This window comes from Actinomadura sp. HBU206391 (genome assembly GCF_014323665.1).
Lineage (GTDB): Bacteria > Actinomycetota > Actinomycetes > Streptosporangiales > Streptosporangiaceae > Actinomadura_C.
In genome coordinates this window covers 1-13090 of sequence record NZ_JABVEB010000158.1, presented here as the reverse complement: position 1 = coordinate 13090, position 13090 = coordinate 1, and the positions used below count along the sequence as shown (strand labels likewise).

General features: G+C 71.7%; 12 protein-coding genes and 4 tRNA genes. 10 read left to right on the top strand and 6 right to left on the bottom strand.

Annotation, left to right across the window (positions count from 1 at the left end):
* The 4 genes from HKK72_RS28585 to HKK72_RS42410 form a co-directional block, all read left to right on the top strand.
* The coding region (locus tag HKK72_RS28585; protein WP_187237537.1) for a S1 family peptidase at positions 1 to 951 on the top strand (951 nt) is incomplete at its 5' end.
* Between the two features lie 374 nt (positions 952 to 1325).
* On the top strand, positions 1326 to 2972 hold the full coding sequence (locus tag HKK72_RS28580) for a CocE/NonD family hydrolase (protein ID WP_187237536.1): 1647 nt from the start codon (positions 1326 to 1328) through the stop codon (positions 2970 to 2972).
* A 155-nt stretch (positions 2973 to 3127) separates the two neighbouring features.
* Positions 3128 to 3730 (top strand): DUF1349 domain-containing protein, encoded by a 603-nt coding sequence (locus HKK72_RS28575; RefSeq protein ID WP_222721251.1) that lies wholly within the window; start codon positions 3128 to 3130, stop codon positions 3728 to 3730.
* A gap of 40 nt (positions 3731 to 3770) precedes the next feature.
* Positions 3771 to 6710: a helix-turn-helix transcriptional regulator gene (locus tag HKK72_RS42410; RefSeq protein WP_187237535.1), complete on the top strand. Its 2940-nt coding sequence runs from the start codon at positions 3771 to 3773 to the stop codon at positions 6708 to 6710.
* A gap of 61 nt (positions 6711 to 6771) precedes the next feature.
* Here HKK72_RS42410 and HKK72_RS28565 read toward each other — a convergent pair whose 3' ends face one another.
* The 6 genes from HKK72_RS28565 to HKK72_RS28540 form a co-directional block, all read right to left on the bottom strand.
* A complete protein-coding gene (locus HKK72_RS28565) occupies positions 6772 to 7236 on the bottom strand; it encodes a peroxiredoxin (RefSeq protein ID WP_187237534.1) in 465 nt (154 codons plus the stop codon).
* A gap of 319 nt (positions 7237 to 7555) precedes the next feature.
* On the bottom strand, positions 7556 to 8212 hold the full coding sequence (locus tag HKK72_RS28560) for a histone deacetylase (RefSeq protein WP_187237533.1): 657 nt from the start codon (positions 8210 to 8212) through the stop codon (positions 7556 to 7558).
* Between the two features lie 29 nt (positions 8213 to 8241).
* Positions 8242 to 9309: a diacylglycerol kinase gene (locus tag HKK72_RS28555; protein ID WP_187237532.1), complete on the bottom strand. Its 1068-nt coding sequence runs from the start codon at positions 9307 to 9309 to the stop codon at positions 8242 to 8244.
* Positions 9310 to 9361: 52 nt separating this feature from the next.
* On the bottom strand, positions 9362 to 10147 hold the full coding sequence (locus HKK72_RS28550) for an SDR family oxidoreductase (protein ID WP_187237531.1): 786 nt from the start codon (positions 10145 to 10147) through the stop codon (positions 9362 to 9364).
* Between the two features lie 87 nt (positions 10148 to 10234).
* Positions 10235 to 10711, bottom strand: coding sequence for a GNAT family N-acetyltransferase (locus tag HKK72_RS28545; protein ID WP_222721250.1), 477 nt, complete (start codon positions 10709 to 10711; stop codon positions 10235 to 10237).
* Positions 10712 to 10805: 94 nt separating this feature from the next.
* Complete coding sequence (locus HKK72_RS28540; protein ID WP_187237529.1) at positions 10806 to 11210, bottom strand: RidA family protein; 405 nt, start codon at positions 11208 to 11210, stop codon at positions 10806 to 10808.
* A gap of 300 nt (positions 11211 to 11510) precedes the next feature.
* Between HKK72_RS28540 and HKK72_RS28535 the strand changes: the two genes are divergently transcribed.
* From HKK72_RS28535 to HKK72_RS28510, 6 genes are all read left to right on the top strand, one after another.
* Positions 11511 to 11583: transfer RNA gene (locus HKK72_RS28535), tRNA-Trp, on the top strand.
* A gap of 216 nt (positions 11584 to 11799) precedes the next feature.
* Positions 11800 to 11871: transfer RNA gene (locus HKK72_RS28530), tRNA-Ala, on the top strand.
* Between the two features lie 33 nt (positions 11872 to 11904).
* Positions 11905 to 11977: transfer RNA gene (locus HKK72_RS28525), tRNA-Arg, on the top strand.
* Positions 11978 to 11982: 5 nt separating this feature from the next.
* Positions 11983 to 12066: transfer RNA gene (locus HKK72_RS28520), tRNA-Leu, on the top strand.
* Between the two features lie 140 nt (positions 12067 to 12206).
* Complete coding sequence (locus tag HKK72_RS28515) at positions 12207 to 12554, top strand: YciI family protein (protein ID WP_187237528.1); 348 nt, start codon at positions 12207 to 12209, stop codon at positions 12552 to 12554.
* 2 nt (positions 12555 to 12556) lie between these two features.
* A partial coding sequence (locus tag HKK72_RS28510) for a sigma-70 family RNA polymerase sigma factor (protein ID WP_315987485.1) occupies positions 12557 to 13090 on the top strand: 534 nt, incomplete at its 3' end.

The window sequence follows — 13090 nt, the reverse complement described above, 5'->3', positions numbered from 1 at the left end:
GTGCTCAAGGCGGATCCGGCGACCCTCTCCACCGTTCTCGAGCAGCGGCTCGGTACGCGGAGCGCCGGTTCCTACCTCGACGCCGCGTCCGGAAAGCTCGTCGTCACCGTGACCGACACCGCCGCCGCGCAGAGCGTGGCCGCGGCCGGCGGAGTGGCGAAGACCGTCGCCCGCAGCGGCGCGGAGCTGCAGAAGGTCACCGACGCGCTGCACCGCTCGGCCCGGATCGCGGGTACCGCGTGGGCGGTCGACCCGGCGAGCAACCAGGTCCTCATCTCGGTCGACGAGTCCGTCAAGGGCGCGAAGCTGGCCAAGGTCAAGTCGGTCGCCGCGAAGTTCGGCTCCGCGGCCCGCATCGAGCACGTCGCCGGCAAGTTCACCCCGCTCATCGCCGGCGGCCAGGCCATCTACTCGGGCGGCTCGCGCTGCTCGCTGGGCTTCAACGTGCGGAACAGCGCCGGCACCCAGTACTTCCTGACCGCCGGGCACTGCACCAACATCGGAACAACGTGGACCAACGGCAGCACGACACTCGGCACCCGGGCCGGCACCAGCTTCCCGGGCAACGACTACGGCATCGTCCGCTACACCAACACCACCATCGCCAAGGAAGGGTCGGTCTACCTGTACGGCGGCTACCAGGACATCACCTCGGCGGCCACCCCCGCCGTCGGGCAGTCCGTGCGGCGTAGCGGCAGCACCACCGGCGTACGGAGCGGCACGGTGACGGCGCTCAACCAGACCGTGACCTACTCCGGCAGCGGCACGGTGTCGGGCCTGATCAGGACCACCGTCTGCGCCCAGCCGGGCGACAGCGGCGGTTCCCTGTTCTCCGGTACGACCGCACTCGGTCTCACCTCGGGCGGCAGCGGCAACTGCACCAGTGGTGGCACCACCTTCTTCCAGCCGGTGACCGAGCCGCTGGGCGTCTACGGCGTCAGCGTCTTCTGACCGGTACTCCCGTTCGATCAGCCGGGCTCCGGGTCCCCGCCCTCCGGAGCCCGGCTGCGGTCAGCGAGATCTCCAGGGATAGTGCCGGTCGGCGAACCTGATCGTCAGCTCGCCGTCGTGGATCGTGTGGTCGACGTGGCGCCATTCGATCGCCCGCGCTCCACCCGGGCACGCTGACGGCCTGCTCCAGCGTGATCGGCGGACCCCAGTAGACCTGCGTCAGCACGTCCTCTGAGTCCGAGACGCAGGAAATATGAGGTGTCAGAGGTGCCGATCAGCCAGGTGCGACTCGTGGGATCGAAGAGCACAAATGATATCAAACACGCGGGCTTCGCAATCCGCGACCTCATTACTCTCCAGTTAACATCGGGAGTATGGAGCCTTTGGGGTTGGCTCGGCGGATAGGGGCGGCCGCACTGCGGTTGCCTCGCGGATCCCACCACGTCGCCGTGCGGCGCGACCTCGCCGTCCCGGTCGAGGAGGGCGTCGCACTGCTCACCGACCATTACATGCCGGTCGGCCTGGAGCGCTCCCCGACGGTCCTGGTCCGGTCGCCGTACGGCCGGCGGGGACCGTTCGGGATGATGTGCGGCTACGTCTTCGCCGAGCACGGCTTCCAGGCCGTCGTCCAGAGCGTTCGCGGAGGGTTCGGCTCCGGCGGAGTGTTCGACCCGCTCGGAGACGAACGCGACGACGGCCTCGCCACCGTGGACTGGCTGCGGGCACAGCCGTGGTTCGACGGGACGTTCGCCATGTACGGCCCCAGCTATCTCGGCTTCGCCCAGTGGGCTATCGCCGCCGACGCCGGGCCCGAGCTGAAGGCGATGGCCACCCAGGTGACCGCCTCGCAGTTCCGCGACGCGATGTACTACGGGGGTGGTTTCGCCCTCGAGTCCACGCTGTCGTGGGTCGACCTGACCACGCGCATGAAGCATCCGCTCTCGGGGTTGACCGCGGCGTTCGTCTCGCCGCGCCGGGCCCGGCGGGCCGCGCTGTCGGGTCGCCCGCTGGCCGAGCTCGACGCACTCGCCACCGGGGCGCAGAGCAGGTTCTTCCAGGACGTGCTGGAGAACGGACCGGAGACGCCGTTCTGGACCAAGCGCGACTTCAGCGCCACGGTGGCGAGGGTCGACGCGCCGGTCACCATGATGGGCGGCTGGTACGACGTCTTCCTCCCGTGGCAGCTCAAGGACTACGCGGCGCTGCGCGCGGCCGGCCAGCGGCCGTACCTCACGATCGGCCCGTGGTTCCACTCCGACGGCCGGATCATGCGCGCGGCGGTCGGCGAGGCGCTCCCCTGGTTCCGCGCGCACCTGGCGGGCGATCCGTCGGAGCTGCGGGACAACCCCGTCCGGCTGTACGTCACAGGGGCCGAGGAGTGGCGCGAGTTCTCCGACTGGCCGGTGCCGGGCGTCCACGAGGAGCGCTGGCGGCTCCAGCCGGACGGCGGGCTCGCGCCATTGGACCCGCCCGAGTCGGCTCCCGACACCTACCGCTACGACCCCGCGCACCCGACGCCGTGCATCTCCGGCCCCTCGATCCTCGGCAACGGCAAGCCGGCCGACCAGCGCAAGCTCGAGAGCCGCCACGATGTGCTGACCTTCACGGGCCCGGTCCTGGACGAGGACCTGGAGATCATCGGCCCGGTCGGCGCGGTGCTGTACGTACGGTCCGACCGCCTGCACACCGACGTCGTCGTACGGCTGTGCGATGTCGGGCCGAGCGGCGAGTCGCTCAATCTGTGCGAGGGCATGCGACGCCTGACGCCCGGCGCGCCCGAACCGGACGGCGACGGCGTGCGGCGGGTCGGCGTGGAACTGTGGCCGGCCGCGCACCGCTTCCGCGCCGGACACCGGGTGCGGCTCCAGGTCTGCAGCGGCGCCTATCCCCGGGTGGCCCGCAATCCCGGCACCGACGCGGCGCTCGGCACGGCCGCCCTCATGGTCACCGCACATCAGGAGATCTTCCACGACCCGGACAGGCCGTCGGCCGTCGTGCTCCCCGTCTTCGCCGATCGGTGATCATGAAGCGGATCTCCGACCGCTCCGACCGCGCACATCTCCGACCGCTTCGCGCAGTGCCGGGCCGATGGCCGGCCGGGACCACCTGGGCCTCGACGGCAGCGGCGAAGTGCAGCAGAATCGAGCCGATGGAGCGATCATCGTCGAGGAGGGCCATGGAAGAGCCGATCGACCTCAGCCCTGTGCCCGTGCCGATGCGGTGGCTGCTCAGCCCCACGGACTGGAGCGTCTCCGAGGGAGAGCTCACCATCGCCGCCGGCCCGCATACCGACCTCTTCGTCGATCCCGAGACCCGCACCAAGACCGTCACGGCGCCCGCCCTCGTGGCCCCGCTGCGGGGCGATTTCACGCTCAGCGCCCGGGTACGGGCCGACCTCGCGGCCACCTTCGACGCCGGGGTGCTGGTGCTCTGGGCGGGTCCGCGCGCCTGGGCGAAGCTCTGCCTCGAACGCTCTCCGCAGGGTGAGGCCACGATCGTGTCGGTCGTGACCCGCGACGTCTCCGACGACTGCAACGCCTTCACCGTGGACGGCGATCAGGTGTGGCTGCGGATCTCGCGGTTCGGCGGGACGTTCGCCTTCCACGCCTCCACGGACGGGAACCACTGGCGGCTGGTCCGCCTGTTCGCCCACGACGACGCGTCGCGGATGGAGGTCGGCTTCATCGCCCAGTCGCCCACCGGCGACGGGTGCAGCGTGGCGTTCGACGACATCCGCTACTCCCCCGACCGACCCGCCGATCTTCGCAACGGCGACTGACCCGGCCCATCCGGCCGGAGCCGGTGGGATACTCGGCTTTGTGCCCGAACACTATGCGAGCGGTGGGTTGATCGGCCGGGCCACCGAGCTGGGACTGCTGGTGCGGGCGCTCGACAAGGCCGCGTCAGGTCAGGCCGGGGTGGTGCTCGTCAGCGGCGACGCCGGCGTCGGAAAGACGCGCCTGGTGGGCGAGCTGGCCGAGGTGGCCCGCTCCCGCGGCCACACCGTGCTGATCGGCCAGTGCGCCGAGCTCGGCGAGAGCATGCCGTACCTGCCGCTGGCCGACGCGCTCTGGGGCGCGTCCCGTGCTCCCGAGACCGCGTCGTTCCTGCTCGAGGCGCTGCGCGCCCGTCCGGTCCTCAGCCGGCTGCTGCCGGACGGCGACGCCGATCGGGCCGATCCGGGCGGTTCCGAGGTCGCGCAGCAGCAGCTGTTCGGGGCGGCACTCGGGCTTCTGGGCGAGCTGTCCGACAACGAGCCGGTCCTGCTCGTCTTCGAGGACCTGCACTGGGCCGACCGTTCGACCCGCGATCTGCTGACCTTCCTCAGCCGGGTGCTGCAGCGCGAACGGGTCTGCCTCGTCGGCACCTACCGCACCGACGACCTGCCCCGGCGGCACCCGATGCGCTCGGCCATCGCCGAGCTGCTCCGGCTGCCCAACGTGGTCGGCGCCGATCTCGGGCCGTTGCGCGCGACCGAGATGGCGGCCTACCTGACCTCGCTGGAGAGCGACGGCGGCGGGCGTCCGACGGCGGAAGTGTTCGACCGGGTCATCCAGCGGGCCGAGGGCAACGCCTTCTACGCCGAAGAGCTGCTGGCGGCGGCGTGCACCGGCGACGAGCTGCCCACGGGCCTCGCCGACCTGCTGCTGTCGAGGGTGGAACGCCTGCCCGAGACCGCCCAGCGGGTCGTCCGGATCGCGGCGGTGGGCGGCCGGCGGGTCGACGACGACCTCGTGCGCGAGGTGTCCGGGCTCGAAGAGGAGCCCTACGAGCAGGCGCTGCGCGAGGTCGTGTCCCACCAGTTGCTGGTGCCCGACGGCGGTGGTTACGTGTTCCGGCACGCCCTCCTGCGCGAGGCGGTGTACGGCGATCTGCTGCCCGGCGAACGCACCCGCCTGCACGCCGCGTTCGCGGGCCTGCTGACCGGGCCCCGGCCCGTCCGCCGGGCCCGGCCGGCCGCCGAGCTGGCCTACCACAACCTGGCCAGCCACGACATGGACGGCGCGTTCACCGCGTCGGTCGAGGCGGGCCGCGAGGCCGAGCGTCTCGCGGCGCCCGCAGAGGCGCATCAGCACTTCGATCAGGCACTGTCACTGTGGGACGTGGTGACCGAGCCCGAGCGCCGCGCCGGGATGGACCGCCCGCATCTGGCCCTGCGCACCGCGGCGGCGGCCTCCTACAGCGGCGACACCCGCCGCGCGGTGACGCAGCTTCGGCGGCTACGGGAATCGCTCGACCCGGCCACCGACCTGACGCTCTACGCCGAGGTGTCGGAGCGGTTCGCCTACTACCTGTCCGACTGCAACGAGGACGAACAGGCGGCCGAGACGGCGCGCGAGATCATCGAGATGCTGCCCGCGGACACGCCGAGCCCGGCTCGCGCGCGGGCGCTCACCACCTACACCCGTACCGTGCTGCTCACCGCGAGGCACGAGGAGATCCCGGCGCTGGCCGAGGAGGCCATCACGATCGCGCGGGCGACCGGCACCGCGGACGCCGAGGCCGGCGCCCTGGTCAGCATCGGCCTCCATACCGAGATCGGCGGCGACCTCGCGCGTGCCGAGCGGCTGTTCACCGTGGCGCGCTCGGCGGCCGGCCGGGCCGGTGATCTCAACGTGGCCCTGCGCGCCTACTACCACTGCGCGAGGGCCGAGTACGACCGGGCCGAGCTCGCCGCCGCCGCCCGCACCACCGACAGCGGCGTGCGGCTGGCGGTCGACTCCGGGCTGGCCTGGAGCGTCTACGGCATCGACCTGCGCTTCCTGCAGTACCTCGTGCACTACACGGCCGGCGACTGGGACCGGGCCGAGGCGCTGTCCGACAGCTTCCCCCTCCGGGTCGGCACCCCGGCCGAGGCCCAGGTGTCGGCCTACGCGCTGTTCATCGAGGTTGCGCGGGGCAGCGCCACCGCCCGAGAACGGCTGTCGTGGCTGCGGCCGTTCTGGGGTGAGGACGACCTCGTCGCCTACATCGCCCGTGGCCTGGCCGCCGAGCTGGCCCTCGCCGAGGGCGACGAGCAGACCGCGCTCGATCACATCAACGCCGTGCTCAAGAGAATGGTGCCGAACGACGCGGGCATCATCCGGCTGGCCGCCACCGGGCTGCGGGTCCACGCGGAACGGGCGCTACGGGCCCGGTCGGCCGGTGACGGCGCGACCGAGGCGGCCGCGCTGCGGGCCGCCGGAGACCTCGCCGAGCGGGCGCGCTGGGCGGCGGCGAACATCGCGAGCGGCCCGCGCCTGTGGCTGGGCTGCGAAGGCCGGGCCTGGCTGGCACGGGTCGAGGCCGAATGGCACCGCGCCCGCGGCGACGACGACCCGAAGCTGTGGGCCGGGGTCGTGGAGGCCTTCGACTACGGCTTTCCCTACGAGGTGGCGCGATCCCGGTTGCGGCTGGCCGGGGCGCTGCTCGAACACGGACGGCGTGACGAGGCCGAGGGCGAGTGGCGGCAGGCCACGGCGGAGGCCGACCGGCTCGCCGCGCTGCCGCTGCGCAAGGCTCTGCGCGACCTGGGCCACCGGGCCCGGTTCGGCACGGCCGAGCGGGCCGAGGCCGCGGGTCCGCTGGCGGCCCTGACCAGCCGCGAACGCGAGGTGCTCAGGCTCGTCGCCGAGGGCGACAACAACCGCGACATCGCCGCGGCGCTGTTCATCTCCCCCAAGACGGCCAGCGTGCACGTCTCCAACATCCTCGCCAAGCTCGACGTCACCAGCCGCACGCAGGCGGCGGCGATCGCGCACCGTGAGGGCCTCGGCTGACCGCCGGCCCGGTCCGCCCCGCAGGCTCGGCGCGTCCGTCGGGCCCGTCCGTCCCGCCGGTCTATCCCGCGGCGGAGCCGTGCCGGCGGAGCGCCTCGAGGGCGCGGTCGGCGTGCACGGCCATGCGGATCTCGCTCCGGACGACCTCGATGACGGCGCGGTCGGTGCCGATGACGAACGTCTGCCGCTTGGTCGGCGCAAGCGCGAAACCGCGCCTGACGCCGAACCTCTCGGCCACCGTGCCGTCGGCGTCCGACAGCAGCGGATAGCCGAGACCGTGCTCATCGGCGAACCGCTTCTGCTTGCTCACCTGGTCGCCGCTGATCCCGACGGGCTGGGCGCCCAGCGCCTTGAACTCTCCGGCGAGATCACGGAAGTGACAGCTCTCCACCGTGCAGCCGCGTGACAGCGCCGCCGGGTAGAAGAACAGCACCACCGGCCCGTCCGCCAGAAGCCCGCTCAGCGTGCGCGCCCGGCCTTCCTCGTCGAGCAGCTCGAAGTCCTCGACCACCTCACCGATCTTCACATACGCAAACTAGAGCGCCCGCGCCCCGACCGCCAACTCGCCCCGGCCCCATGGCGGATCCGAGACCACCGGCGACCGCCACTTCACCGCCAGCCCCGCCGACACCTCCACCGAACAAGTGCATGATCACGACAGAGGTTCGTCTGCCGTGATCATGCACTTGTCCGCGCCTGGGGCGCCTGGTAGGTCGGTCCGTCGCATGGCGCTGTAGGGAATCCGCCTTGCGGGCGTCGGGATATCCGTTTGCGGGCGTGGGGATGTTCTGGGTGTTGCTGCTGTGGGCGGGGGGTGGGTTCGGAGGCAGGGGCCGAGCGGTTCGTCAGGTCGGCTCCAGCCGGGCGCCCGGCGTCCTGCGGGGTGAGGGCACGGGCGAACCGGTCAGCAGCGCGGCCACTGTTCCTGCGGACCAGCGGCCGGAGGCTCCGGGGCGAGTGCTGAGGTAGGCGGCCGTCCGCTCGGCGCTCCACCCGTGCGACTCCCGCAGGCCGCGCCCCAGCACCGAGAGGTAGGCGACCGACGGAGCGTTCAGCTCGGCCCTCGCCGCACCGTGCGGCGCGGTGAAACTGAGCATCGGACGGCCGCCGGCCTCGCCGACCTTGACGATGGTCTCGTAGCGCCCCGCGCCGACCCGCTGGCGGCCGGTGGCGAGTACCTCGGAAAGGTCGAGGTCCGTGCCCACCTCACGGTGCATCTCCTGGGCGAGCACATCGGCGAACTGTGAACGGGACAGCAGGTAGGCGCGGGCGGCGGTCTCGCCCGGCAGGTCGGGATCGTAGAAGGCCATGCCGCCGCCCCACACCCGCGAGGTGAGCGCGAAGTAGATCCCGCCGGGCAGCAGCACCGGCCGGTCGGCGCGCGGCGGGAGGCGGTCGCGGCAGCCTCCGTAGTCCCTTGCGGCACCGGGCGGCCGGCCCCCGGTCAGGTAACACGCGAACCGGCCGGCGTCGAGGTTGGACCCGTACGCGACATACCACACCGCCGTGACCGGACCGGTGTCCCGGCCGTTCAGCGGAGCAGCCCGCGGCCGGTGACGAGCGGCAGGTCGAGCGCGGTGAGCAGCCCCGGCGGTGCGTCCACCACCGCGGGGACGGCGTTGACCAGGCGCATCGCGGTGGCCTTGAGCCCGGCGGTGTTGTGGTCGCCGTCCGTGCCGAGGAGCCGCAGATCAAGGGTGTAGTTCGGCTCCCCCCTGACCTCCACGCGGTAGCAGCCGGCTCCCGCCGGTTGCGGCCAGTCGGGGGCGAGATCGTCACGCAGGCGCGTGACGTGCTCCAGGACGATGGCGGCGCGTCCGCCGAACATCCCGCGCACCTCGAACCGCAGTGCCGCGGCGGTGCCCTTCTCGATCGAACCCGAGTCGATCTCGAAGGTCTCAGGGGCGGGAAGCCGGGCGTGCCACTCCTCGACACCGTCCAGCCGGACGTCGAGGCCCGCCGCGATCTGCCGTACGACACTCCCCCATGCCATCGACAGCACACCGGGATGGAGCAGCATCGGAACCTCGTCCAGCGGCCGCCCGAATCCCATGACGTCGAACAGTACCGTCGCCTGGTCGTAGGTGCTGTAGTCGAGGATCTCCAGGCAGCGGACCTCGTCGATGCGCTCGCTGATGCCGGTGAGGGCCAGGGGCAGCCAGTCGTTGGCGAAGCCCGGGTCGATGCCGTTGACGAACAGGGAGGCGCCGCCCTCGCGAGCCGCCGCCCTGAGCGGGTCGGACATCTCCGGTGGGATCACGCCGTCCGGGTACTGCAGGAAGACCGGTCCGCTGGCGACCACGTTGGCGCCCGACCGGAGGATGCGGGCGAGGTCGCCGAGCGCCTCGTTCAGCCGGACGTCGGCCATCGAGGCGTAGACGACGCAGTCCGGCCGCAGCGCGAGGGCCGCGCCGGGATCGCCGGTCGCCGTGACGCCCAGGGGGCGGCCGAGACCGGCGAGGTCGCCCGCGTCCCTGCCGACCTTGGCGGGGTTGGACACCCACACGCCGACCAGCTCCAGGTCGGGCCGGGCGTCGATGCCCGCCAGGGCGTTGCGGCCGACGTTGCCGGTCCCCCATTGCACGACACGGTAGGTCATGACGCTCCTGTTCACCTCACGCTCGTCGCACCGGGGTGGGCCGGTGCGCGCCTCACAGGTCGGGCAGGCCCAGGTCAAGGGCGGGGCGGTCGGTGCCGCCGTCGACCTGCAGCACGGCTCCGGTGACGAACGCGCCCGCGGGGGACGCGAGGTACAGCACGGTTGCGGCGATCTCCTCGGGGGCGCCGATCCGGCCGAGCGGGGTGCTCTGCTCCATCCTGGTGCGCAGGTCGTCGCTGGCCATGACGATGTCGAGGGCCGACGTGGCCACCGAGCCGACCGCGATCGCGTTGACCCGCACCTTCGGCGCCAGGTCCATCGCGGCCAGCCGCGTGTAGTGCGCCAGCGCCGCCTTGGCCGTCCCGTACGCGAGGTATCCGCGGCCGGTGATGCGGCCCATCACCGACGAGATGTTCACGACCGCGCCGCGGGTCTCGAGCAGGTGCGGCACGGCGGCGCGGGTGAGCGCGTGCGCGATGCCCACGTTGAACTGGAACACGTTGCCGAGATGCCGGGGCTTGGTGTCCATGAAGGCGCGCGGCATGGCGCCACCCACGTTGTTGACGACCACGTCGATCCGGCCGAACGCCTCGGCCGCGGTGTCCGCCAGCGCGGCGGCGGCGTCCAGGTCGCTCAGATCCGCCGGCACCACCAGGGCGCGCCGGCCCCGGGCCTCGATCTCGTCGGCGACCTTACGCAGCTGCTCTTCGGTGCGGGCGGAGATCACCAGGTCGGCCCCCGCCTCGGCGAGGGCGATGGCGGTCGCCGCGCCGATGCCGCGGCCCGCTCCGGTGACCACCGCCACCCGGTCCTCGACCCGGAAACGATCCAGGATCATCTCGGCCTCCGGCGCTCGACTGCCGTCAGCCTAGACAGAAACTAGAACACGTTTCAATCCCGACGGCCAGGTCGCGATGGGCCGGCGTCAGGACCCGTCGGGGCCGAGCGCAAGCTTCATGCCGACATGTGTCGACTCGAACCCGAGGCGCTCGTAGAACGCGTGCGCCTGGGTGCGCCGGCGATCGGTCGTGAGCTGGACGATGACGCAGCCCCGGCGGCGCGCCTCGCCGATGGCGTAGCCGATCATCTCGCCGCCGATGCCGGAGCCGCGGCGGCGGGGCGAGACCCGCACCGCCTCGATCTGCGCGCGCCAAGCGCCGCCACGTGACAGGCCGGGGATGAAGCTCAACTGAAGCGTGCCGGCCACCTCACCGTCGCCGTCGGCCACCACGAGCAGCTGGTTGGGATCGGCGTCGACCGCGTCGAAGGCGGCCCAGTAGGCCTGGTCGAGTTCTCCGTCGGCGCCGATCGTCTCGCGGCCCGCACCCAGCACGTCGTCGGCGAGCAGGCCGATGATGGCGGGTACGTCATCGCGCCGGGCACGCCGGAAGGTGATCGTCATGACTCTGGATTCTGTCATTCGGCCCCAGATGGCCGCATTTCGCCCGTTCCCGCCGTCTCGTTCCTGCCGTCTCGTTCCTGCCGGCCCGCCCTGCCTACTCCGCCGGACCGGGTGCGACGGCGACGGCTTCGATCTCCAGCAGCCACGCCTCGTCGTAGATGCCGGTGATGATGATCGTGATCGCGGGACGGTGGTCGCCGAGCACCTCGTGACGGATCCGGGAGTTGGCCGCCCGGTGCTGCCGTCCGGACAGGTAGACGGTCACCTTGGCGAGGTTGCCGACCGTCATGCCCGCCGATGCGAGTACGGACTTCACGTTCTCCCAGGCCAGACGGCATTGCCCGTCGAAATCAGCCGGAACGTCGCCGTCCTTGACCCACGGCGGCTGACCACTGACGTAGAGCGTCCGCTGCGCGCCGCGGACCAGGGCGCCGTGGGCGTAGGCCGGTGACGAATCGGGCAGATCGACGGGGTCGACCGGGTCGATCGCGAAGGTCATCGCTCTCCTCGAACAGTGGGCGGATCTCTCGGTGGACGGCGGTCTCGCCGGTACGGCTCCGCCGGAGAAATAAAGCGGTTGACCGCACGCGGCGGCATACCGCACTCTATTCGCAGAGCCGATCGAATGACGACACAGAAGGGATCGCGACCGTGAGTCGATTGACCGCCATCACCTCGGGGCGCGCATTCTGGCGCTCGCGTCGTGGTCGTTTCGCCGGCGAAGGCGCCTCTGGATAGGAACCGTCAGGTACTGACCAGAGGCCGCCCCAGGGAGACGTCCCGGGGCGGCCTTTCACATGTGGGTGAGCCAATCGGATAGGCGGCCGGTCTCCAAAACCGGCGAGAAGCAGGTTCGAATCCTGCCGCCCATGCGTTCGCGTTGAGAACCTCTGCGCTTTGACAACTTCACAGTGGGGCACATCGAGCCGGGAGCACCTGTCGCTCTTGGCCGCGAGAGCTGTCGGCCCCGGCACCGGGGCGAGTCCGTCCCGGGCGCCGGTCCACTCGATCCGCACCCGCGGACGGGATCCGTGGTCGGCAGAGCCTGTGGGGACCGCCTTTCCGGGCGCCCGCGACAGGCATTCCCTGGGCCGATGGTGATAACGGCATCACACCTGTCTTGCACACAGGAATTCCGGGTTCGAATCCCGGTTGGTCCACTTCGCCGACACGCCATGATGTCGACGCCATGAGCCTCTGTAGCTCACCGGACAGAGCGCCCGCTTGCGGAGCGGGAGGCACCAGGTTCGACTCCTGGTAGGGGCACGCAAGCGGGAATGGCGGAATGCAGACGCACCGGGCCCAAACCCCGGGGAGCCGGAAGGCTCGTGCGGGTTCGAATCCCGCTTCCCGTACCGATCTTCTCGTTACCGGCCCTCCCGAACCGGCCCTTCGAACCGGCACAGGCGGTCCTGTCGATCCGGCCGTTCGCCGTTCGTGTAGAGAGTGAACAGGCCGGCACGGGGCCGGCGGTAGCCTCGTCGCGGAGGACGTCATGAAGCAGTACCTGCTCAGCATCTACCAGCCCGACGGGGACGCGCCGCCACTCGAGGTCCTGGATCCGATCATGCGGGATCTCGAGGCCGTCAACGCGGATCTGAGGGCGGCCGGCGCCTGGGTGTTCTCCGGGGGCCTGTACCCGCCGAGCACGGCGACGGTGGTGCGACTGAAGGACGACGAGGTGCTCATGTCCGACGGCCCGTACATCGAGGGCAAGGAGCACATCGGCGGGTTCACGGTCATCCAGGCGGCCGATCTCGACGCCGCGCTCGAATGGGGCCGTAAACTCGCCCAGGCGATCACCCTCCCGATCGAGGTCAGACCGCTGGAGTACGGATCTTGAGGGTGACGCCCGGCATGCCGGGCGAGGGGTCCGCTCCGCCGATAGAGCGCGTGTTCCGTGAGGAGTACGGTCGCGCGGTCGCCGTCCTGGTTCGCGCCTTCGGCGACATCGACGTCGCCGAGGAGGCGGTGCAGGACGCCTTCACCACGGCGCTGAGACGGTGGCCGTCGGCCGGTCCGCCCCCGAGCCCGGCCGGGTGGATCATCACCACCGCCCGCAACAAGGCGATCGACCGCCTCCGCAGGGAGGCGTCCCGCGAGGATCGGCACGCCCAGGCGGTCCGGCTGCACGCGCCCGGCGAACCCGCCGAGGAGGGCCCTGTGCGCGACGACCGGCTACGTCTGATCTTCACCTGCTGCCACCCCGCGCTCGCCAGGGCGGCGCAGGTCGCGCTGACGCTGCGGCTCCTCGGCGGGCTCACCACCGCCGAGATCGCCCGCGCCTTCCTGGTGGCCGAGCCGACCATGGCGCAGCGGCTGGCCCGGGCCAAGGGCAAGATCCGCGACGCGCGCATCCCGTACCGCGTGCCCACCGAC